This window comes from Bartonella sp. HY038 (assembly GCF_014117425.1).
Classification (GTDB): Bacteria; Pseudomonadota; Alphaproteobacteria; order Rhizobiales; family Rhizobiaceae; genus HY038.
Genome location: NZ_CP059725.1, coordinates 1,378,508 through 1,400,364 on the forward strand (window position 1 = coordinate 1,378,508; position 21,857 = coordinate 1,400,364).

Genomic DNA, 21,857 nt, shown 5'->3' on the forward strand with positions numbered 1-21,857 from the left:
TTACCGCTCTTTTTTTTGTTTTGAATGAAATTTTGTTGCTTTTTTGCAAGTAAATAATGAAAAACGCCAGAAAACTGGTGGTTGCAGCATTTTTTTCTTCAAATTGCTGTAGATTTGAATAAACTTGCTTTATAGCTAAAATTGTATTGTTTTGTCTCCGGTAAATCAGGAAAGGAAATACCGAATGAATAAGAACGAACTCGTCAGCTCCGTTGCAGAAAAAGCTGGTCTTACAAAAGTGCAAGCTGGTGCAGCTGTGGATGCATTTATTGCTTCTGTTACCGAAGCACTGCAAGCTGGCGGTGATGTACGTTTGCCTGGTTTTGGTGCCTTCGAAGTATCTCATCGTGCCGCTACTAAGGGTCGTATCCCAACAACCAATGTAGAAATTGATATTCCTGCTCGTAACGTGCCAAAATTTTCAGCTGGCAAATCTCTTAAAGAAGCAGTTAATACGAAATAATTTTTATTTTGTTTTAGAAAGAATTTAGGGCGGAGATATCCGCCCTTTTTGTTATTCGCTCTTTTATTGTTTTCTGTCTAGCATTAAGATGAGTATAGCGTTTATATATTATGGAATAAAAACTCTAAGGCCGTCCATATTTTCGGTTAAAAAGATTTGACATGCTAAACGAGAATTCTCATTAGTCTCATCGGCAAAATCTAACATATCAATTTCCATTATGCTTGGCTCCGGCAATTCGTCTTGCCATTTTTGATCAATATAGACATGGCATGTGGCGCAAGCACAGGCGCCACCACATTCACCAATGATTCCTTTTATACTGTTGAGGACTGCCAATTCCATTAATGATGTGCCAATTTCGCCATTTATTGCTATTTCGTTCATTTCTGGCAAAGTTATAAACAATATTTTTACCATAATAAAATTATCCTATTAATAACTGAAATTATTTGCTTTTACGTTAATTCTCACTTAAGGTGTTACGTAATTATGTAATTGATTTGTTCTGTTTTGTATCGCGTTTTGTTCAGAACTTCTTCCTTTCACATTTCTTAACAGGCATAAAGCGACTAGTCTTGCAGAAATGATTCTTGCAGATTAATAATGGTGATGAGACGGATTATGGCACGTAGAACCAAAGCAGATAAGTTTGATATCGATGTTGAAGCCGCTTTAGAGGATGCTCTTGACTTTAATTTTGATGATGATGCTTTGCGCTCACCTTCAATAGAAGAAAACGCAGTAGAACAAAATACATCTCAAGAAAAATTGTCTCATAGCAGTTCATCCGATCATATTGATGGTGCAAAAACTTCAGATCAAAATAGTCATGATGACGAATTGTTGCAAGAGCTTGGCTTGGAAAGCGCTTTTGAAGAAAGTATTCTTGATGAAGTTGATTCAGAGCTTTTCGATCTTGAAAGTCTTGAACAGCAAATGGCATTGGCTGCTGAAGAGCTTGTTGCTCATACCAATAAATCTGAAAGTATTGCTGAAGAGGTAGTTCCTGGTCAGGTAAACGAAAAGCTAATGGATAATGATATTTCTGTATCATTCATGGATGCAGTCGCTGATGAATTATCAAATGGCATTAGTTTGACGAATGATGAAATGGCTCCAGAAGTCACCAATGTGCGTCCTGTTCCACGTGTAGGTAGTTTGTCTAAAAGTGGCAATAGTGATCATTCGTCTTTAGCTGCGGCTTCGATTGATTCTGATGTTCAGGATGCAATTAGCTCTAAAGCACCAAGCTCGACCGTTTCTGCCCATTCAAATACCCGCGATTTAGGTCGTATAGGTCTAAATGTTGCCAGCAATGAAAATGGTGCTACGGAGATTAAAGAGATTAGGGCGTCAAAAAAAGAAGAGAAAGCTAAGGAAACTGTCGCTAATTCCGAGCGGTCCTCTGTTTTTTCACGGCCTGATATCGATTCTGGCTCGCAACATACGACACAGAATAAAGAGCGTCGAGAAATTTCTTTGGCTAGCACCTCTATGCGAGATGCTAGTTTCCCAGCTTTTAAGGGTAAAAGGAAATCCAAGCTTGGACCGGTATTTTGGAGTACTACTGCCTTAGGAGCCTTGTGGTTTGTGGGTGGGGTCGCGACAGCTTATAAGCTTGCTGCGGATAGTTCTTTGGGAGGTTTTTTAACGAGTGCTTCAGGCTTGCTTGTCACAGCAGGAACGATTGTCCCAATATTGATGTTTACCGGTTTTGCACAGCTGGCTAGGCGCGCGCGAGAACTTCAAGATGCAGTTGAAGAAATTAATATTGCTGCGCGCCGTTTGCTTGAGCCCGATGTGGAATCAAAAGAGCGCGTTCAAAGCCTTGGTTCTTCTATTCGTCAAGAAGTTGAAGCGATGGGTGATGGTATTGATCGTACTATTTCTCGCGCGAGCGAACTTGAAGCGTTATTGCAAAGCGAAGTCAATAATCTTGAACAAGCTTATAGTGAAAATGAAAATCGCATCAGGTCGCTTATCATTGAGCTTGCAAATGAAAGAGAAGCTGTTTCCACACATGCTGAGCATGTAAAAACAACCATTACAGGGGCTAAAGATCAGCTTACGCGTGAATTTAACTCGATTGCAGACCATATAAATGCTTCGGCTGAATCTTTTACGTCGACTCTATCCGACACACTTAATATGCGTTGGGGCGAATTGGTCGATGAATTTAATACAGCAAATGAGGGCGTCGCTCAGCAATTATCAAACAAATTTGTTGAAACTGTTCAAAGCTTTGACGCGTCACGTGGTCGGTTCTTTGAGGAGCTTGATACGCGTTTTGCGCAAATTGACCAGCATACAGAGCAAGCAAGTAACGCTGTGGCAGAGCGGCTTGGTTCTAAAATGGATGATTTTGTTAAAATCGTCCATGATAGAACGGAAGATGTCGAAGTCCGCTTTAATAGTCTTACAGGGCGCTTAGCCAATAGCGGTGAAAAGATTATCGAAGCTGTTAATGATAGTGTTTCTGATATTGAAAAGCGCTCCGATGATATTGATACAAGATTGCGCTCAACTGCTGATAAGGTTCTTAGCGACTTCCAAAATAAGTTTGATAGTCTTGATGAAGCGATTGAAACACGCGGAGAGAAGTCACTTGCTACATTCTCGCAACAGATTGCAAGGCTAGAAAGTCGCGCTCAGGATCTTCCATTAACGCTTGATAACCTTGCGGTATCTTCTGTTGATCAATTTGCCCAACAGATCACTAAGGTGGAGGAGCAATTTGCTCTTCTTTCGGGCCGTCTTGCTAAAAACGGTACTAGCGTAACAGATGCTATTTCAAGTAGCCTTAGCGAAATTGAAGAACGATCAGAAGATATTGATGCACGTATTAAAGCCTCGACTGATCGCTTAGTAAATGAATTTAATGACAAATTTAGTCATGTAGACAATACCATTAACCAAAAAACTAAGGGATCTTTGCGTCAGTTTACCGATCAGATCTTGGATTTAGAAAAGCAAGCTAGCGAACTTTCAACAAGTTTTGATACTGCGACCAATTTGGCTATTCAAGCATTTGAAAAGCGTCTAGATCAGGTTGACGAATCTCTAAATGATCGTAGTACCTCATTAATTCGCTCGTTCATTGCTCGCACTGAAGCTTTGGAGGAAAGTACTGATAAACTAAATGTGGCACTAGATACTCATGTCGGTCGCATTAATGATGCATTCCAACAGCGTACTCGCGACATTGCCCAGACCTTAACTGGCGGGCGAGACGGTATTTTATCAGTGGTTGAAGAAACCAAAGTGCGGCTTTCCCATGAAATGGAAATTGTTGGAACAACTATTGCTAAGTTGGTTGACGAGCGGGCAGGTGGCTTTATCCATCAGTTTACGGAAGGGCGTGAGCGCCTTTCAAATACTTTGGAAAAGGAAGCCGCACAAATTGTTGCGACCGTTTCGACCCAATTAGGTCTGCTTTCTCGTCACGTTGGCGAGATTGAAGAAAAGCTTTTAACGAATATCCAGTCTGTTGATGAAAAGACGACCTCTCAGTCTGAGGAGTTTTTAATTCGTAGCGCCAAGTTCGAAGAAACTATTTCTCGAGGCTTCGAGACTGCGCGCGAAGCAATAGAAGTGCAATCGCAAAACCTTGATGCGCGTTCAACCGCCTTAAATGATTCACTTAAAATGAATAGTGAAGCGTTAAATGCAGTTCTTGGTGAGCAAGCTGGGGTAATTGAAGCGCGTATTGCTCATATTCGCGATATGATTGCTCAAGGTAATATTTCATTTACGGAAGCCTTGGGACAGCATGTAGATCTCGTTCAATCTGCTGTTTTGACAAATGATGATGTGTTGAAATCAACATTTATGGCACAGCTTGAGCGTCTTGAAGACCAGACTTCGAGACTTAAGGATGTATTTGCTGAAAATCACGTTCACTTGGCGCAGGCAATTGATGAACGGATTATTGGTGTTCAAGAAACGCTTACGAAAAGCGAAACTGCTATTGGTGACGCTATTTCTTCTGGGCAAGAAGATATCAAGCAGGTTCTTGGTGCTGGCCAACATGCATTAAAAGAAACCTTGTCTGGTCATCAGGCGATGTTTGAAGATACTTTAAGTGGTAGTCAGGCAACATTTAATAATATCATGCATAATGGTCACCATGCATTAAAAGAAACCTTGTCTGGTAATCAAGCTGTCCTTGAAGATGCTTTAAGTCAAAGCCAGGCTAATTTTAACAATATCATGCATAATAGTCAGCATGCTCTTAAAGATACTTTATCCAACGGTGAAGATATATTAAATAATCTTATGCTCAATGGTCAAAGTAATTTGAAGGGTGTTATTGAGCATAGCCATGGAGTTATTGAAGAAACTCTTTACAATCACGGCAATCTTATTTCTCAACAAGCGATTGAATTGAAGAATAATATTGGCGGTATTCTTGAAACTGTTGATGAGCGTTTAGAACTGCAAGGTAAAAAACTTGATCAACGTGCGTTAAGTTTGAGAGAAGTTGTTGAGCATAATAGTGCATTACTAGATAAAGCTTTCGAGACACAAACAGCCGTAATTGATGAGCGTTCTGCAACAATGCAAAATGCGTTGGAGATCGGTGTTACGAATGTTCGCGCAGTTCTTGAACAAAATGCCTTGTCTTTGTCAGAAACTTTAAGAGAACGTATTTCAGAGGTCTCCGGTACATTGGCATCCGAGGCTGAGCGAGCTGAAAACCAGATTGCACGTGCGGGTGATAAGTTAAATGAATCTGTGCTTGAGTCGGTTTTTGAGGTTGAGCGCAAATTGCAAGAGCGTGCTGTATATCTCAAGGAGAATGTTGCAGATATTGAGCTACAACTTAGCAATGGGTTTAGCGTAATCGAAAATCGCGTATCTAACACTGCTGCAAACCTTAGTAATGAAGCAGAAAAGGCCCACAACATTATTATGTCTGCTGGTCAACGCTTGTCAGGTTCAGTTGTTCAGGCAGCACAAAATGTTGATGAACAATTTAATGTTCGAGATCAGATGCTCAAGAGCAATATGCAGGAAATTGAGGGGCAAATTCATGCCGGTCTTGATTTAATCAGCAGCCGTATGGCTGATGCTGCTGCAAATTTGACCGATGAATCTCGTATTATCGAAGGTAATATTCATTCAGGTTTAAATCTTATTGCTAATCGTATGGCTGATGCATCTTCCAACCTTAACGATGAAGCGCGTAAGATTGATGGTCAAATTGCAGTTGGTCTAGATTTGATTAGCCATAGAATGGCAAGTGCTGCTGCAAACCTTAATGAAGAAGCACGTAAAGTTGATAATCAATTATCAACCAGTATTGATCGTATCCATGAGAAAATGGTCGATGCTGTTGGAAACCTTACAGGCGAAGCCCAAAAAATTGATGAACAGTTGCAAAATAGTTTTAGCGCTATAAGCAGCCATGTTTCATCTGCCTCATCAAGGTTGCAACAAGAAACATTCAAAATTGATGATCAGTTATCCGGTGGTCTTGAGCGCATTAATAATCGCATGAATGAAGTTGCTTTGTCATTAGCAGATGAAGCTGATAAAGCTGAAAATCTGCTAGCAAATGCTGGTGAGCGGCTTGGTGGCTCTGTTGTTCAAGCTGCCCAATCAGTAGAGCAAAAGCTCGCGGATCGTTCGGTATTCTTGAAAGAGAATATTAATCTTATTGAAGAACGTGTTACAACAGGTTTGAGCTCTATTGAAGGACGTATTTCTGAGATTACTCAAAAAACAGCATCTCAGCTTGTGAACAAAACGCAAGATTTGCACGGCCTAACTGAACAATTGCAAGCTGCTGCAACTAAAACAAGTGACTCGCTTGGCATGTTGACTAACCAATTTAGCGATCAGCTTAAGGAAGTTACACGCGCAGCTGAAGAGCGGTTGCGGTCTGAAAATAATACATTTATTAGTAATTTTTCTAATAGTTCGGATGAAACAGTTTCTGCAGTTAAAGCGATAAAAAATGATATTTCTGAAAGCATTGCTCAGCTTTTAGATCGGCTTGATACGTCAAATGGTACTATCCAGCAAACTGTCAATGCGCTTCGGAATGGTGTTTATGAAGTTGATACACGCCTAAATGATGTGACCAATGAATTTAAACAAAATATTGGTCAGCTTTCAGATAGTTTTGCGGTAACAAGTAGTAATCTTAATAGTGATCTTGAGCGCTTTAATGGTCTTTCAAGATTAACACTTGACGGCGTTACTAAATTTTCGCAGCAATTTGATGATCATGCCAAGATCTTAACGGAAGCTACCGGTCTTCTTGATCGTTCTCATGATATGTTCAATGACCGTCTTGATGAACGGCAAGTTGCATTGGCATCGTTAGCAAATGGTTTGGTGCAGAAATCGGAAGAAGTATCTGAAACAATGCAAAACTGCGAACAAATCATTGCTGCAATTATGAAGCGCACGGAAGAGCGGGCTCGGTCTTCAACTTTGCAATTGCAATCATCTTTAAGTGAAATGGTGAACGATGCATCTAACCGTTTTGAAGGTGCAACATCTGAAATTCGTAAGTCTGCCGAAGAAATTCGTGAAGAGTTGGCGCGTACTCGTGCTGATTTAAGTCGCGGTGTGCGGACACTACCAACTCAGACAAAAGAATATACTGAAGCTATGCGTAAAGCGGTAGTTGAACAAATCGAAGCTTTGAAAGAATTGTCAGGTATTGTTGAAGAATCCGGGCGTGTTTTCGATGTGTCGACACCTGCAGCTGGTGCCGTTAATCAGCCCAATCTCTTTGTTTCAGAACCTAGAAAGCAAAGTGTAGTTCAACCTGTGCGTAGTTTTGCTCCGCAAGAGCAAAAGGCGGCTGTGCTACAAGCTGATCTTGTGGGGGCAGGTGCGAATGATGTACATGTTGATCCATTGCCTTCAATAATGCCTTCAATTGCGACAACTCAATTTACGCCAGCGCCAACCAATACTCGTGCTCCGCAGAATACTGGCGCTGTAGGTAATAATTCTGCGGTTTCGCAAGTGCAAAATGCTGCTCCATTACAAAACAGCGCTCCATTGCCAGCAAGTTATTTATCTGGATCAAATCCATCAGTGGTAAATGAACCAGTACGTTCTACGGCGCGTAATGTTGGTAGTACAAATTATCAGCCACAGCCTGCATTCAAGGCAGCAGCGCCTGCACAAAATGTACAAGTACAGCCACAAGCATTTGCACCGCAAACACAGACAACACAACAAACCGCCAATCGTGGTTTGGATGCGAGTTCTGGCCATCAAGATCCACGCGCTGCATCGGCGCAGCGTTCAAATCAATCTCGTGGGTGGGTATCAGATTTGTTAGCTAGGGCTTCGCGTGATGATGTGGATAAGGGGGCAACGCATGCTCCTGTTAATACCGCAAAGCCTATCACTGAAAATGCTGGTGATACCTTAACCTCGATGTCTGCTGATATTGTTCAAGGTATTGATCGCAATGCAATTGCTGAGCTTTGGCAGTATTATCGCCGCGGACAACGAAATATCACACCAAATCGTCTATATAATGCGAATGGTTTGAAGATATTCGAGAAAATTAAGCACAAATATGCACTTGAAGGTGAGTTCCGTCGCGCTGTAAGCCAATATATTACAGATTTTGAGCGCTTGCTCGGCGATGTGACAAAAAATGGCGGTAATAACGATACTGTGCGTGAGTATTTGACCTCCGATACTGGTAAAGTATATACTATGCTTGCTCATGCAAGTGGCCGCATTCAATAAAAAAAGGGGCGCTGCCCCCTTTTTTTATTGCTGTTTTTTGTTGATCGAATTAGGGAACTAAATATGGTCAAGCTATGTTAAGCAGCTTTAGTAATTTTTCTAAAAATTAATTGATTAATATGTATCGCTTATTCAATTAAAATTGGAATATTGGTGTGGTCTGTGTTTTCAACTGTTGAGAATATATTGAAAATGTTTTAGATGGCACACTGGTTTTGTACAAATTCCCTTTTATTTAATTGCAAAAGACCAATATTAATGGGAATTGGATTTCATTCCTTTTTTGTGTATTTGTGAAGTTTTTAATAGCTTTGATTTGAAATAGGTTTATGTAAAATAATGTTTGATGGGGCAATAGCGCAAAAGCTGAATCTACCAAAATTTTTGCCCGGCGAGGTTTGGTTGGTTGGAGCAGGTCCTGGTGATCTTGGATTGCTGACACTTCATGCCCTCAATGCGATAGCGCAAGCTGATATAATTCTTTATGATGCATTGGTTGATCTTTCCTGTTTGGATTTTGCAAAATCTGATGTGATTTTACAATTTGCTGGTAAACGTTGTGGCCAACCTTCATTAAGTCAAGAACAGATCACAAAGGATCTTATCAATCTTGCCCGTAATGGCAAACGTGTTTTGCGATTAAAGGGGGGAGACCCGTTTGTTTTTGGTCGAGGGGGAGAAGAAGCACTTGCCTTGCATCGTGCCGGAATTGTTTTCCGTGTTGTTCCTGGCATAACCGCGGGCATCGCCGGCCCAGCTTATGCGGGTATCCCAATCACTAGCCGTACAACAAACCAATCCGTAACTTTTATTACAGGGCATGATGCAGATGGAAAAGCGCCTGCTAATCTTGATTGGGGCGCAATAGCAAGGGGTTCGCAGGTTATAGTTTTTTATATGGCATTGAAGCATTTAGCTGAAATTGTAGAAAAACTTCTTAATGCTGGGCGCAAGCACACTGAGCAATTGGCATTTATTTCCAATGCAACGACTAAAAGGCAAAGGGTTATTATTACAACTTTGGGTGAGAGTGTTGATAAAATGTTGCAGGAAAAAATATCAGCTCCAGCAATTATTGTATTAGGTCCCGTAGTTGATTTTGCATCTGTCTTAAATTGGTTGCCATAAATATTGTTCAAAATACGTAACCTTTATCTATTAACAAAATATACAACCAAACTAGCCTACTTATGGATCGGACTAGGTTAAACTAGTAATTAAATCAATATGTTTGTGTTTAGGGGATTATGATATGAAGGGCTTCATGTTGGCATCGCCCCATTCGGGCGCAGGTAAGACCGTATTGACAATGGCTATTTTGCGGAAATTGTCTCGAGATGGTTTAGCCATTTCACCGATAAAGGTGGGACCTGATTATATTGATACAGCCTTTCATGAGGTTGCATGTCATAGCACTGGAAATAATCTTGATTGTTGGGCGATGCGTGATGATTTGGTAAGTGCTTTGTCAGCTAGGGCAATTGAAGGAGGGCGTTTACTTATCGCCGAAGCAATGATGGGGCTGTTTGATGGCGCCCTTGATGGTACTGGCTCTGCTGCGGATTTTGCTCGCAGGCTTTTATTGCCAATTATTTTGGTTGTTGATTGTTCTAAAATGTCGCATTCTATTGCGCCACTCGTTTTCGGCTTTAACAATTTTTCTGATGATGTTTATATTGCCGGGATTATTCTCAATAAAGTTGGTAGCGCTCGTCATGAAAAATTGCTGCGTAATGCGTTGGCGCCTCTTGGCGTGAACATCCTAGGTGCCATTGGGCGCAGTGAAAAATTGCATCTTCCAGATAGGCATTTAGGTCTTGTTCAAGCCCATGAGATGCAAGAAATTGATAAATTTATTGAAGAAGCTGCAGACTTTATTGAAACATCATTAAACTTTGATGATTTACTTTCACTTGCTAAGGCTACTACCGATCCAGATTATAGTGCTGGAGTGCCACGGCTCGAACCGCTTGGCCAACATATCGCTATTGCTCGAGATAACGCATTTCGCTTTACTTATGCTCATATTCTTGCGGGATGGCAACGACAAGGTGCTTCACTTAGTTTTTTTTCACCTCTTGAGGATGAGACACCAAGTAAAGATGCTGATGCAATTTATTTGCCTGGTGGTTACCCCGAACTTTTTGCCGAAAAGCTCGCCCATGCAGCAAAATTTAAAAGTGCCCTGCAGCAAGTACAAAGCGATAATAAGATTATTTATGGAGAATGCGGTGGATATATGGTTTTGGGAGATTATATAGAGGATAAAAATGGCATTATGCATAAAATGCTTGGCCTATTACCTTTAACCACAAGCATAAAAAATCCAAAACTTCATCTTGGTTATCGAAAAATATTACCATTGTCAAAATTTCCTTGGCATCATCATTTGCGTGGCCATGAATTCCATTACGCAACGACGACCAGTGCTAAAGATACAGTACCTCTTTTTGCGATTGAAGATGCACTTGGTGAAAATTTGGGCGAGGTTGGTATACGTCACAAAAATGTGAGTGGTTCGTTTATGCATATTATTGATCGGGAATAAGTTTATCAAAATGCACTTTAATGATTATAATTTTTCTGAATTATTAAATTTAGTATTAGGCTGTCGATTTAGCGTTATTAATATTGGGAGTTAAATATTTTTGCATTTTACAAAAATTGTCATAATTGCGTTGCGTGATATGTTATATTAAATGCGTTGTCATTTTATTGATTTGCTCAAAGCTGCGTTTAATTATAACAAGTTAATTTTATCCCATTTAGTTCTATGTTTATTTTCTAGAAAAAAGGCGCCAAAATGGCCTTTAAAATCCACCATTTGTCCGCAGATCAATCTTTCGATGATAAAACCCGTAAATTGAGCCAATTGGCTTTTGCTATGGGCGGCTTTTCCATAGGCACTGCAGAATTCGTTATTATGGGCTTATTGCCAGAAGTGGCTAAAGCAACCAATGTTGATATGGCAACAGCGGGGCATTTCGTTTCGTTCTATGCTTCTGGAGTTGTTGTCGGTGCACCATTATTAGCGGTTTTGACGGCAAAAATGCCCCGGAAAATGCTTTTAATCGCCTTTATGATTTTTTATGCTATAGGAAATATTTTATCGGCTTGTGTCTCAACTTATGATCAATTTAGCATTTTGCGTTTTTTAAGCGGTTTGCCTCATGGTATTTATTTTGGTGTAGCAGCTATTGCCGCAGCCTCGATGGTTGAAGCACGCAAGCGAGCGCAAGCCGTGGGCAGTGTGATGCTTGGTTTGACGGTAGCAACCGTGATTGGAGCGCCCGGCGGTACTTTAATAGGACAATTATTTGGCTGGCGCATTGCATTTTTCCTTGTCGGTTTTTTGGCATTGTTTGCTGCTTTTTTGATATGGCGCTTTGTACCAAATTTGAATGCAGCTGCAGGTGCAAGCCCTTTACGCGAGCTATCCGCGCTGAAAAATGGTCAGTTATGGTTGTTTTTAGCCATTATTGCCATTGGTTCAGGCGGTTTATTCGCGGTGTTTACTTATATAAAACCAATTTTAACCGATGTGTCACACATCGATAAATTTTGGGTACCCTTTGTTTTACCTCTTTTTGGCGTTGGTATGGTGGCTGGTAATCTTATTGGGCCCAAAATTGCTTATCGCATGGGGCTTATGCCATCAATTTTTGTTACCACACTATGGGGAATTTTTGTATTCATAATCTTTGGTTTCATGGTTGAGAATGAAGCTCTTGCAGTTATTGCCACATTTTTAATCGGTACATCTTTTATTAGCCAACCATCTGTTCAGACAAAAATAATCGAAGTCTCTGCAAATGCACCAACTTTGGCAACCGCGCTTATGCAATCCTCTTTTAATGTCGCCAATGCTTTGGGGGCTTTTTTAGGTGGATTGGTTATCGTCTATGGTTATGGCTTAGAAGCAACCGCTTGGCTAGGTGCATTTTTGGTGTTTTTGGGTTTTCTTGTTTTTCTTCTTGCTTGGCATATAGAAAAGAAACAGATTATAAACGAAGATAAATCTAAAATTGATTAATTTTAAGGTTCGTTTTATGAAGGGGCGAGAAATTTTATAAAAATAAGTTGTCTTGCTAATCGATTGAAATGGATTACAATTATTGCAACATTATATATTTGTTTTGATCTTTGCCCTATTGATTGATGGTTTAATAGGTGATCCTAAATGGCTTTGGAAATATATTCCTCATCCTGTAATCGGCTTTGGAAAATTAATTGCTATTGGTGAAAGATTAGGTAATGATGAAAAATATTCTGATAAATTGCGTAAATTTAATGGCTTTATAATTATATTTGCGTTGTGTTTTATCGTCATTTTTATCGGGGCTCTATTACAATATATTTGTATGAAACTTGGATATTGGGGACTTGGATTAGAAATATTAATCCTTGCTTGTTTTCTTGCTCAAAAAAGTCTTTATGACCATGTTTTAAATGTTTATCGCGAATATATAGATCGTGGACTTGAAGGCGCGCGTTACGCTGTATCAATGATTGTTGGTCGAAATCCTAAAAATCTTGATGAACCTGCTATTTCTCGCGCGGCAATTGAAAGTCTTGCTGAAAATAGTTCTGATGGCGTTATTGCACCAATATTTTTTTATATTTTATTCGGACTTCCTGGTCTTTTATTTTATAAAATGGTCAATACAGCAGATTCTATGATTGGCCATAAAAATAAACGATATTTTTATTTTGGATATGCTTCTGCAAAATTGGATGATATCGTAAATTTTATTCCCGCTCGCATTACAGCCTTTATTGCGCTTATTGCCGTTTTTATAAAAAAAGGCCCTAAGGCATTTAAAAAATGTTTCATTAATATGATGCATGATGCCCCTCAGCATCGTTCACCTAATGGTGGTTGGCCAGAAAGTGTTTATGCCGCATTTTTAAATATTCAGCTTTCAGGCCCAAGAATCTATGACGATGTTGAAGTCAATGAACCATTACAAAATATCGATGGTCGTATTGCTAGTATGGAAGATATTAAAAGCGCGCTTGTTTTTTTTAAAATCAACATGGCGTTGGTTTTATTTTTTTCAATTCTCTTCTATGGCTTAATAATTGTTTTTGATGTTTTCTTATAAATATTCAACGATTGATTGTGCTATGATCGACCTTGATGCCGCGCTCCAATAATAGCTCTTCAATATCCCTATAGCTTAAACAATAATGCAGATACCAATTGATAGCTTGAATAATGATCATTGCATCAAAGTGCCCAACTATTAGAATTGGCTTTAAAATCATTCCTTGCCCAATCACTCCTTATATGCGGAAATAATTTATTCTTTAATCTTTTGAGCCACTATGTCTCCCTAAAAACATAAAAGCATAGTCTCAAGTTTTTATATTTTTTACTTTAACGCAGATTACGTATAATATTTGCGACAAGGTCGAAAATTAAGATAAGGAATATCCATTGATTATATATGATTTTGTTTTTTTTAGAATTATTTCTGGCATTATATATGTGGATGATGATCCTATATGGAATGTAATTTTTGATTTTCAAGATGAAAACAAAGAAGTTGAATTAATTAATTACGTTCAGCTTAAAATTGAAATACACCTATTAGAAGAAATTGGTCCAAATTATATAAATTCTAAGAATATAAAAAATACTATATATTACTATATTAACTGTGTAAAATATAAAGACTTAGAACGATCATTGAATGGAAGTTTGACTGCTTTTAAAGACTTTAAAATATTTATAAAAATTTTAGAAAATATTTATAATAAAATGGCTAAAGTGACGGGGGAAACAACATTAAGTTGTGATAAATTTATTTTAAATGATTTGACACTTAATCAACTTGATATTTTTCAAAATAAACATTTTTATAATGAATATATGACGTCATAATATCAACCTTAACAATAATTCATTTAATGGACATTGGTTGGTAAGGTTTGAAAATTTATAAAGGGTTCAAGACAAGTTAAGTTATTTGAATAATCATTCATTCTGCATTAACTTATAAAAAAATCATTTTAGATCCTTCGGATCAAAGGAGTTGAATAAATGACAAAGTTAAGCCGCTTTCGTTCTGCTCGTCGGTTTTTAGCAGCAGTTAGCCTATCAACGATAATGGCAGGTTCTGCTATATTAAGTGGCCCGTTAGTTTTTTCGAATATGGCCCTTGCCGATCCTGTTTATGTTGAAGGTCCAAAGCAAATTGGCTTTGCAGATGTTGTTGATAAGGTAAAGCCTGCAGTCGTATCTGTTCAGGTTAAAAGCAATGTTCGTCCACAAGAGGCCGGTGGGCCATTTTTTGGTGGGCCTGGTTTTGATCAACTTCCCGACGATCATCCATTAAAGCGATTTTTTCGTGATTTTCAAGAAGATCCACGTGATCTAGATGGTCCACGTGGCCCCCATGCTAAACCTGGAAAACCAGGCAGACCAGACCCTAGAGGGCGTATGCGGCCGGTATCACAAGGCTCGGGGTTTTTCATTTCTGAAGATGGATATGTTGTAACTAACAACCACGTTGTATCTGATGGCTCAGCCTATGTTGTGGTGCTTGACGATGGGACAGAACTTGATGCTAAACTTATTGGTACGGATCCCCGCACAGATCTCGCTGTAATTAAAGTTAATAGTGATCGCAAATTCTCTTATGTAGGCTTTGCTGATGACAGTCAAACACGTGTAGGTGATTGGGTTGTTGCTGTTGGTAACCCCTTTGGTCTTGGCGGCACTGTGACTGCTGGTATTGTTTCAGCTCGTGGCCGTGATATTGGTGCAAGTGTTTATGATGATTTTATTCAGATTGATGCGGCGGTTAACAAGGGTAATTCCGGCGGCCCAACTTTTAACCTTAACGGTCAGGTTGTAGGTATTAATACTGCGATATTCTCACCATCGGGCGGGAATGTTGGTATTGCTTTTGCAATTCCTGCCACAACTGCTAAGCAGGTTGTTAATCAGCTTATTGAACACGGTAAAGTACAACGCGGTTGGCTCGGTGTGAAAATTCAACCAGTTACCAAGGAAATTGCAGATTCTTTAGGGTTAAAAGAAACCAAAGGTGCATTGATTGTTGATCCAATGGATGGACCTGCAGCTAAGGCTGGTATTAAAGCAGGTGATGTTATCATTTCTGTTAATGAAGAAGCAGTCAATGATGCAAGAGATCTTGCCCGTAAGATTGGCGGAATTGCACCAGATGAAGCCGTGACTCTTGGTGTTTGGCGCAATGGTAAACAAGAAAACATTAAGGTCAATATCGCAGCGATGCCAAGCTCAGAAAATGGTGGAGCAACGGCAGGTCAATCTAGCGGCGATGATGCAAAGCCTGGTGTTGAAGATTCCGATAGTTTGAGTGAATATGGTTTAACTGTAACGCCAGCCGAAGACGGCAAAGGTGTTGTAGTTACCGACATTGATAGCGAAAGCGATGCAGCCGACAAGGGCATACGTCCTGGTGACATCATCCGCCAAGTAAATAGTTTTAACGTTTCATCAGCTCAAGAAATTTCAAAAATTATTGATGATGCTATAAGGGCGGGTCGTTTAAACGTGGCTTTAAGGGTTGAAAATGAGCGCGGTTCGCGTTTTGTTGCAATTACTGTAAAAGGAAAATAAGAAATCCAGAAAAACTTTGCCATGCTTAATTTAATGCAATGGCGATGTTTTAAAACATTGATTGATAGTGCGGGAGGGATCCCGCACTAAGTTATTTCTGATTTGTTTTTAAGATTATTAATCTATATTATGGGCATCTATCAAAGATTAATTTTCTTAACATTAAAATGAATGTGAGGCTTTTATGAAAATTCTGGTTATTGAAGATGATCGTGAGGCATCGCGCTATCTGGAAAAGGCCTTGAACGAAATGGGGCATCTGGTTGATGTCGCTGGCGATGGTGAAACTGGTTACACATTAGCAGAACATGGCAGTTATGATGTTTTAATTGTAGATCGTATGTTACCACGTCGTGATGGGTTATCAGTTGTTGCTGGTCTTCGCGCACAAGGGGTAGAAACACCTGTGCTAATTTTATCGGCACTTGGTCAGGTTGATGATCGGGTGACCGGTTTGCGAGCTGGTGGCGATGATTATCTCACCAAACCATATGCATTTTCAGAACTATTGGCACGTATAGAAGTTTTACAAAGACGTAAAAACCCTAAGGATGCTGAGACGGTCTATCGCGTCGGTGATTTGGAATTAGATCGCTTGTCGCACTCAGCAAGACGAGCAGGGCATGAAATTGCCTTGCAGCCGCGCGAGTTTCGTTTGCTTGAATATTTGATGCGCCATGCTGGACAAGTGGTAACTCGCACCATGTTGCTTGAAAATGTTTGGGATTATCATTTTGATCCACAAACGAATGTTATCGATGTTCATATTTCGCGTTTAAGATCAAAAATTGAAAAAGATTTTGATAGTCCGCTTTTACATACCATCCGTGGTGCTGGCTATATGTTAAAGGCTGCGTAATTTAAGTGTTGCTAAATATTAGAAATATTTTTCGTACTACCGCTGTGCGATTATCCGCACTTTTCATCTTGCTTTTTGGGCTTGTTGCTTTTGGTACTGTGCTTTATATGACTAAGCTTGCCTTTACTATGGTTCAAAACGAAACTAAGCTTGCTTTAGTAGAAGAAATCTCTTCAATTGAATCAGCCTATGAGCATGGTGGTATATCACTATTGGTTCGTACAATCGATCGGCGTTCTCGGCAGCCTGGTGCGTTTTTATACCTTGTAACTGATCCAATCGGGCGAATTTTAGCTGGTAATGTTAGCAATATCGAACCGGGACTTTTGACAAATACTGATAGTTTGAATGAGCCAATTTATTATGGCCGTTTAGGTGATGGTAATAAAATAAATGATCATCAAGCCCTTGTTATGCTTATTGATTTGCCAAATGGCATGAAAGTAATGATCGGTCGTGATTTGGGTGATCCCAAAAAATTTGCTGAGGTTGTCCGCAAAGCTTTACTTTTTGCGTTTAGTGCCGTTGCACTAGGTACATTCTTGATATGGTTTTTTATTGGGCGGCGGGCTTTACAGCGCATTGATACAATTACGCTTGCATCGCGGAGTTTGATGGATGGTGATTTAACTGGCCGGCTACCTGTTTCAGGTTCTGGTGATGAGTTCGACCGTTTAACGGGTAACCTCAACATTATGCTAGAAAAGATTGAGGAGTTAAATGCGGGTCTGCGTCATGTGTCTGATAATATTGCCCATGATTTGAAAACGCCGTTGACAAGACTGCGCAATAAAGCCGAGCAGGCGTTAAATCACGATAATGACGCTGATAGTTATAAGGATGCATTAAATCAAGTATTAGATGAATCTGATCAGCTTATTCGTACTTTTAACGCTATATTGATGATTTCGCGGATTGAAGCAGGCAATACCATTGTCGAGCATAGTCGGGCTAATTTACGCAACATTGTTGAAGATGTAGCCGAACTTTGTGAGCCGGTAGCAGAAGAGGCCGGTGTTGCATTAACAATTGGAGCATTACTTGATGTTGATATTAATGCAAGCCGAGAGTTAGTTGCCCAAACTATTTTTAACCTCACTGATAATGCAATTAAATATGCGATTATTGATAATGATGCGCCGCAAATTACTTTATCAATGGAAATGGTAGATGATGATCAAATTCGAGTGATCGTTGCTGATAATGGCCCCGGTATACCGGAGGGTGAGCGTGATAAGGTAACGGAACGCTTTTATCGTTTGGAAAAAAGCCGCACGCATCCAGGTTCAGGCATAGGCTTAAGCCTTGCAAAGGCAGTTATGAAATTGCATGGTGGAAGCTTAATATTTGAAGATGCAAAACCAGGTCTTAAAGCTGTATTAATTTTTCCACGTCTTAAAGATTAACTCTGATCGGTATAAATCTAGGGTCAGGACCTATTAATTTGATGGAAATGGTATGAGAAAATTTTTGTGAGAACAAGAAGAAGATCCACAGGAAATATGAATATTTTCAAGGGGCTTCGACATAGTTATCGCGAAAATTTGCCATATCCTGAAAGGACACAAAAACAGCTGTAATCTACTGCGTCGTAAAGTTCAAATGGGTATACCACCCACTTTTCGCTTTCCTCCTTGTATATTTTTGCTGTTTATTGTGCCATTTCATTTAAATTAATAGGTCCTGACCCTAGCTAAGCAATGAATAAAAGTTAAAAGCGTAAATTTTACGAATTTTCGTTTTAATTTTTGTTTTAAATATCTATAAATGGCTATTTATATGGTTTTAAATTTGTGTTTTATTGTTTTTATAACATGAACGGTAAAATAATTGGTTATTATGGGTTTTGCTGTGTTTTACCATAGATGGAACCATAATTAAAAACGGTTTGGATGAGACATGAGTCAGGATATTTTATCGTTAAAGCCATTTTTTTTAACAGATTTGAAATCAATAACGCCGCTTGACGAAAAGTCTAATTTTTGGCTAGGAGAATTGGTCAAAAATGCTCAGCAGCAAGAGCTGACAGGATTAATCCAATTTCTTAACTCATCATCACAGGCTACTCAATTTATTGGCGCTGTGATGACATTATCGCCTTTTTTGCGCGAAATAATATTAGCTAATCCGCAATTTTTATCACCGTTATTGCTAACTGATATTAGAAGTCGTCTTGACAAGGTTTTAGACCATATTGCTAGTATTGACCAGCTTAATGATGTAAATGAAGCGCTACTGATGACGCAATTGCGTCGTGGGAAAGCAGAAGCACATTGTTTGATTGCCTTAGCAGATATTGGCGGGGTCTTTACCTGCGCAGAAACTTGCGACTGGCTATCTAAACTTGCTGAAGTATCGCTAGGGGCCAGTTTAAGGTTTTTGCTGCGTGAAGCTCACAATGCTAAAAAGCTTACTTTACCAGACCTGGATTATCCTGAAAAAGACTGCGGCCTTATCGTGCTTGGCATGGGCAAATTGGGTGCGGGTGAACTTAACTATTCATCTGATATTGATTTGATTGTTTTTATTGATGTTGCCTCACCAGCGATTAATGATCCTTTTGAATCCGTGGATATTTTTTCAAAAATGATGCGCCGGCTTATTCGGATCATGCAAGAACGTACCGGCGATGGTTACGTATTTCGCGTAGATTTACGTTTGCGGCCCGATCCAGGATCTACACCGCTAGCAATGCCGGTGGTTGCGGCACTTCATTATTACGAGGCACGCGGTCAGAATTGGGAGCGGGCTGCAATGATAAAAGCGCGACCAGTTGCAGGTGACATAGAAGCAGGTGATAAGGTTTTAAAAGAATTATCACCCTATATTTGGCGCAAATATCTAGACTATGCAGCTATAGCAGATGTTCATTCGATTAAGCGTCAAATTCATGCTCACAAGGGACATGGTGAAATTGCTGTTAAAGGTCACAATGTCAAGCTGGGTCGTGGGGGCATTCGCGAAATTGAATTTTTTGTTCAGACCCAACAGTTAATAGCCGGCGGTCGTTTTCCTGAATTGCGTGGTCGACGTACGGTGGAAATGCTTGGGGCATTGTGCGAACTTGGTTGGATAAATGAGGAAGCTCGCAACTCTCTTACTAAAAAATATGGTTTTTTGCGCAGGGTTGAGCATGCCATTCAAATGGTTGGCGATGAGCAAACCCACATCTTACCTGAAGATAAAGAAGGTTTTCTAAGAGTAGTACGATTATTAGGCTATGAAGATGCACAAAGCTTTTCCAATGATTTTTTAAATACATTGAAAGCAGTCGAAGCTCATTATGCAGCCTTATTTGAGCATGAGCAAGAACTTGGCGCCGATATGGGGAACCTTGTATTTACCGGCGAGGATGATGATCCTGAAACGCTTGCAACCTTATCACGACTTGGTTTTGGGAGACCAAGTGATATTTGCCGCACCATTCGCACTTGGCATTTCGGGCGTTATCGTGCCACCCAATCAGCAGAGGCTCGTGAGCGGTTAACGGAATTGACGCCATCGCTTTTGCAAGCTTTTGGTGCCACTAAACGTGCTGATGACGCATTGCTCCGCTTTGATGCTTTTTTGCAAGGTTTGCCGGCAGGCATCCAACTTTTTAGTCTATTAAATTCTAATCCTGCGCTTTTAGGTATGATCGTATTAATTATGAGTGCTGCGCCCCGTCTTGCTGATATTATTACGCGCAAACCTCATGTTTTTGATGGTATGTTGGATCCGACAACCTTTGCGCAGTTACCAACTAAACCCTATCTTAAAGAGCGGCTTGATTTTTTCTTGGCACAAGCTATGTCCTATGAAGAGGTTCTTGATCGTTTAAGAATTTTTGCCGATGAGCAAAAATTTTTAATTGGTATCCGTTTGTTGACTGGCGCTATCGATGGAGAGCGAGCAGGGCGAGCTTTTACAGATCTTGCTGATCTTATGCTTGCCAAAGCACTTGAAGCCGTAAGAAAAGAGTTCTCCCAAAAACATGGTGATGTGCTTGGTGGAGTTATAGGTCTTTTAGGTATGGGCAAGCTTGGAAGCCATGAGCTTACAGCAGGCTCTGATGTTGATATAATATTACTCTATGATCATGATGAAGATGTTGATATGTCGCAAGGCACAAAGCCGCTTTTTGTGACACAATATTATATGCGATTAACTCAAAGGCTAATTGCAGCTTTATCAGCGCCAACTGGAGAAGGGGTGCTTTACGAAGTTGATATGCGCTTACGACCATCTGGTAATAAAGGCCCACTGGCCGTGTCTTTTACAGCTTTTGATAAATACCAACGTAATGAGGCTTGGGTCTGGGAGCATATGGCTTTAACCCGTGCACGCGGTGTGTCCGGTGATGATAATTTTTTGGCAAAACTCGATGCTGAAATCGAGGGCGTTTTAAGATCGGCGAATGGAAAAGATGATATCGCTGCTGAAGTTGTTAAAATGCGCTTACTGATCGAAAAAGAAAAGCCGCCGATTAATAATTGGGATATTAAAACGATGGCAGGCGGCATTATCGATCTTGAATTTATCGCTCAATATGCGGTTTTGGCTGGCTATGCGCCTTATGAAAGTGGGAAAACAACTGGCGATGTACTTGCTATCATGAGTGATGAGTTTTGCTCGCCGTCAGACAAAGATCTACTGCATAATGCGTTTAAGTTTTATACAAATCTTAGCCAGACATTGCGTATATGTTTAAATGAAGATTTTGACCCTAAAACGATGCCACCCGGCTTTGCGGATGTATTACAAAGAGCGGTTAATGAGCCGGATTTTGCGCATATTGAAAATCTCATTAATGAAACATCGACTACGATACGTACTCTTTTTCATAAGTTGTTGGAGCCTTGTTGAAAACTGTAAATTAGGCGTGTTTATAGCTCACGCAATTATCTTTAGGCATTATTAGCCATAGTTGTTCTGGGGATCGTGTGCAAAAACGCAAATATTTTCTTATAGCTTTAATGAAAAATATTACATCAAAGTACCTGAATATTAATTTTGACTTTTAAAATTTTCTAGCGTTGTAAGCAATTGGTTCTTTAATTTTTATATAATCTAAGCCTACCTTAATACAGGCAGGCCTCAAGATTTTAAAATGGTAAAATTTGTATATTTTTTACGTTAACGCAGAATAAAAATAGTATTTGAAATGAGGCCCATATGGTAATGTCTCAACTTATGAAAGGGTTACTCAAATATAT

Annotated in this window: 12 protein-coding genes and 1 pseudogene; 11 read left to right on the forward strand and 2 right to left on the reverse strand. The window is 39.8% G+C overall.

Features of this window, described 5'->3' with window-relative positions; translation table 11 throughout:
• Window positions 1-184: 184 nt before the first annotated feature.
• Complete coding sequence (locus tag H3299_RS05830; protein ID WP_182419340.1) at window positions 185-463, forward strand: HU family DNA-binding protein; 279 nt, start codon at window positions 185-187, stop codon at window positions 461-463.
• A 108-nt stretch (window positions 464-571) separates the two neighbouring features.
• Here the strand turns inward: H3299_RS05830 and H3299_RS05835 are convergent, their stop codons facing one another.
• Window positions 572-883, reverse strand: coding sequence for a 2Fe-2S iron-sulfur cluster-binding protein (locus tag H3299_RS05835; RefSeq protein ID WP_182419341.1), 312 nt, complete (start codon window positions 881-883; stop codon window positions 572-574).
• A gap of 204 nt (window positions 884-1,087) precedes the next feature.
• Here H3299_RS05835 and H3299_RS05840 point away from each other — a divergent pair, with 204 nt between their 5' ends.
• From H3299_RS05840 to cbiB, 5 genes are all read left to right on the forward strand, one after another.
• A complete protein-coding gene (locus H3299_RS05840; protein ID WP_182419342.1) occupies window positions 1,088-8,191 on the forward strand; it encodes a hypothetical protein in 7,104 nt (2,367 codons plus the stop codon).
• Between the two features lie 339 nt (window positions 8,192-8,530).
• On the forward strand, window positions 8,531-9,319 hold the full coding sequence (gene cobA / locus H3299_RS05845; RefSeq protein WP_182419343.1) for a uroporphyrinogen-III C-methyltransferase: 789 nt from the start codon (window positions 8,531-8,533) through the stop codon (window positions 9,317-9,319).
• Between the two features lie 124 nt (window positions 9,320-9,443).
• Window positions 9,444-10,739, forward strand: coding sequence for a cobyrinate a,c-diamide synthase (locus H3299_RS05850; RefSeq protein WP_182419344.1), 1,296 nt, complete (start codon window positions 9,444-9,446; stop codon window positions 10,737-10,739).
• A gap of 255 nt (window positions 10,740-10,994) precedes the next feature.
• The gene (locus tag H3299_RS05855; RefSeq protein ID WP_182419345.1) at window positions 10,995-12,224 is read left to right on the forward strand and encodes an MFS transporter; all 1,230 of its coding nucleotides are present in this window, start codon (window positions 10,995-10,997) and stop codon (window positions 12,222-12,224) included.
• Window positions 12,225-12,306: 82 nt separating this feature from the next.
• Entirely contained in the window at window positions 12,307-13,296 is a 990-nt protein-coding gene (gene cbiB / locus H3299_RS05860; protein ID WP_246708156.1) for an adenosylcobinamide-phosphate synthase CbiB, read from the forward strand.
• A gap of 7 nt (window positions 13,297-13,303) precedes the next feature.
• On the opposite strand, the pseudogene H3299_RS05865 reads toward cbiB, so the two are convergent.
• Window positions 13,304-13,429 (reverse strand): annotated as a pseudogene (locus H3299_RS05865) (IS6 family transposase); the annotation flags it as partial.
• 202 nt (window positions 13,430-13,631) lie between these two features.
• Here H3299_RS05865 and H3299_RS05870 point away from each other — a divergent pair.
• The 5 genes from H3299_RS05870 to H3299_RS05890 all read left to right on the forward strand — a co-directional run bounded on the left by H3299_RS05870 (window position 13,632) and on the right by H3299_RS05890 (window position 21,507).
• The gene (locus tag H3299_RS05870; RefSeq protein WP_182419346.1) at window positions 13,632-14,078 is read left to right on the forward strand and encodes a hypothetical protein; all 447 of its coding nucleotides are present in this window, start codon (window positions 13,632-13,634) and stop codon (window positions 14,076-14,078) included.
• A gap of 159 nt (window positions 14,079-14,237) precedes the next feature.
• A complete protein-coding gene (locus H3299_RS05875) occupies window positions 14,238-15,803 on the forward strand; it encodes a Do family serine endopeptidase (protein WP_182419347.1) in 1,566 nt (521 codons plus the stop codon).
• Window positions 15,804-15,987: 184 nt separating this feature from the next.
• The gene (locus H3299_RS05880) at window positions 15,988-16,662 is read left to right on the forward strand and encodes a response regulator transcription factor (protein ID WP_182419348.1); all 675 of its coding nucleotides are present in this window, start codon (window positions 15,988-15,990) and stop codon (window positions 16,660-16,662) included.
• A gap of 8 nt (window positions 16,663-16,670) precedes the next feature.
• Window positions 16,671-18,068: a HAMP domain-containing sensor histidine kinase gene (locus H3299_RS05885; RefSeq protein ID WP_182419671.1), complete on the forward strand. Its 1,398-nt coding sequence runs from the start codon at window positions 16,671-16,673 to the stop codon at window positions 18,066-18,068.
• Window positions 18,069-18,561: 493 nt separating this feature from the next.
• On the forward strand, window positions 18,562-21,507 hold the full coding sequence (locus H3299_RS05890; protein ID WP_182419349.1) for a bifunctional [glutamine synthetase] adenylyltransferase/[glutamine synthetase]-adenylyl-L-tyrosine phosphorylase: 2,946 nt from the start codon (window positions 18,562-18,564) through the stop codon (window positions 21,505-21,507).
• Window positions 21,508-21,857: the final 350 nt, after the last annotated feature.

Excerpts from the sequence above, each read along its gene's own strand:
- H3299_RS05830 (WP_182419340.1), top strand. The coding sequence starts at position 185 with ATGAATAAGAACGAACTCGTCAGCTCCGTTGCAGAAAAAGCTGGTCTT.
- H3299_RS05835 (WP_182419341.1), bottom strand. The coding sequence starts at position 883 with ATGGTAAAAATATTGTTTATAACTTTGCCAGAAATGAACGAAATAGCA.
- H3299_RS05840 (WP_182419342.1), top strand. The coding sequence starts at position 1,088 with ATGGCACGTAGAACCAAAGCAGATAAGTTTGATATCGATGTTGAAGCC.
- cobA (WP_182419343.1), top strand. The coding sequence starts at position 8,531 with ATGTTTGATGGGGCAATAGCGCAAAAGCTGAATCTACCAAAATTTTTG.
- H3299_RS05850 (WP_182419344.1), top strand. The coding sequence starts at position 9,444 with ATGAAGGGCTTCATGTTGGCATCGCCCCATTCGGGCGCAGGTAAGACC.
- H3299_RS05855 (WP_182419345.1), top strand. The coding sequence starts at position 10,995 with ATGGCCTTTAAAATCCACCATTTGTCCGCAGATCAATCTTTCGATGAT.
- H3299_RS05875 (WP_182419347.1), top strand. The coding sequence starts at position 14,238 with ATGACAAAGTTAAGCCGCTTTCGTTCTGCTCGTCGGTTTTTAGCAGCA.
- H3299_RS05880 (WP_182419348.1), top strand. The coding sequence starts at position 15,988 with ATGAAAATTCTGGTTATTGAAGATGATCGTGAGGCATCGCGCTATCTG.
- H3299_RS05890 (WP_182419349.1), top strand. The coding sequence starts at position 18,562 with ATGAGTCAGGATATTTTATCGTTAAAGCCATTTTTTTTAACAGATTTG.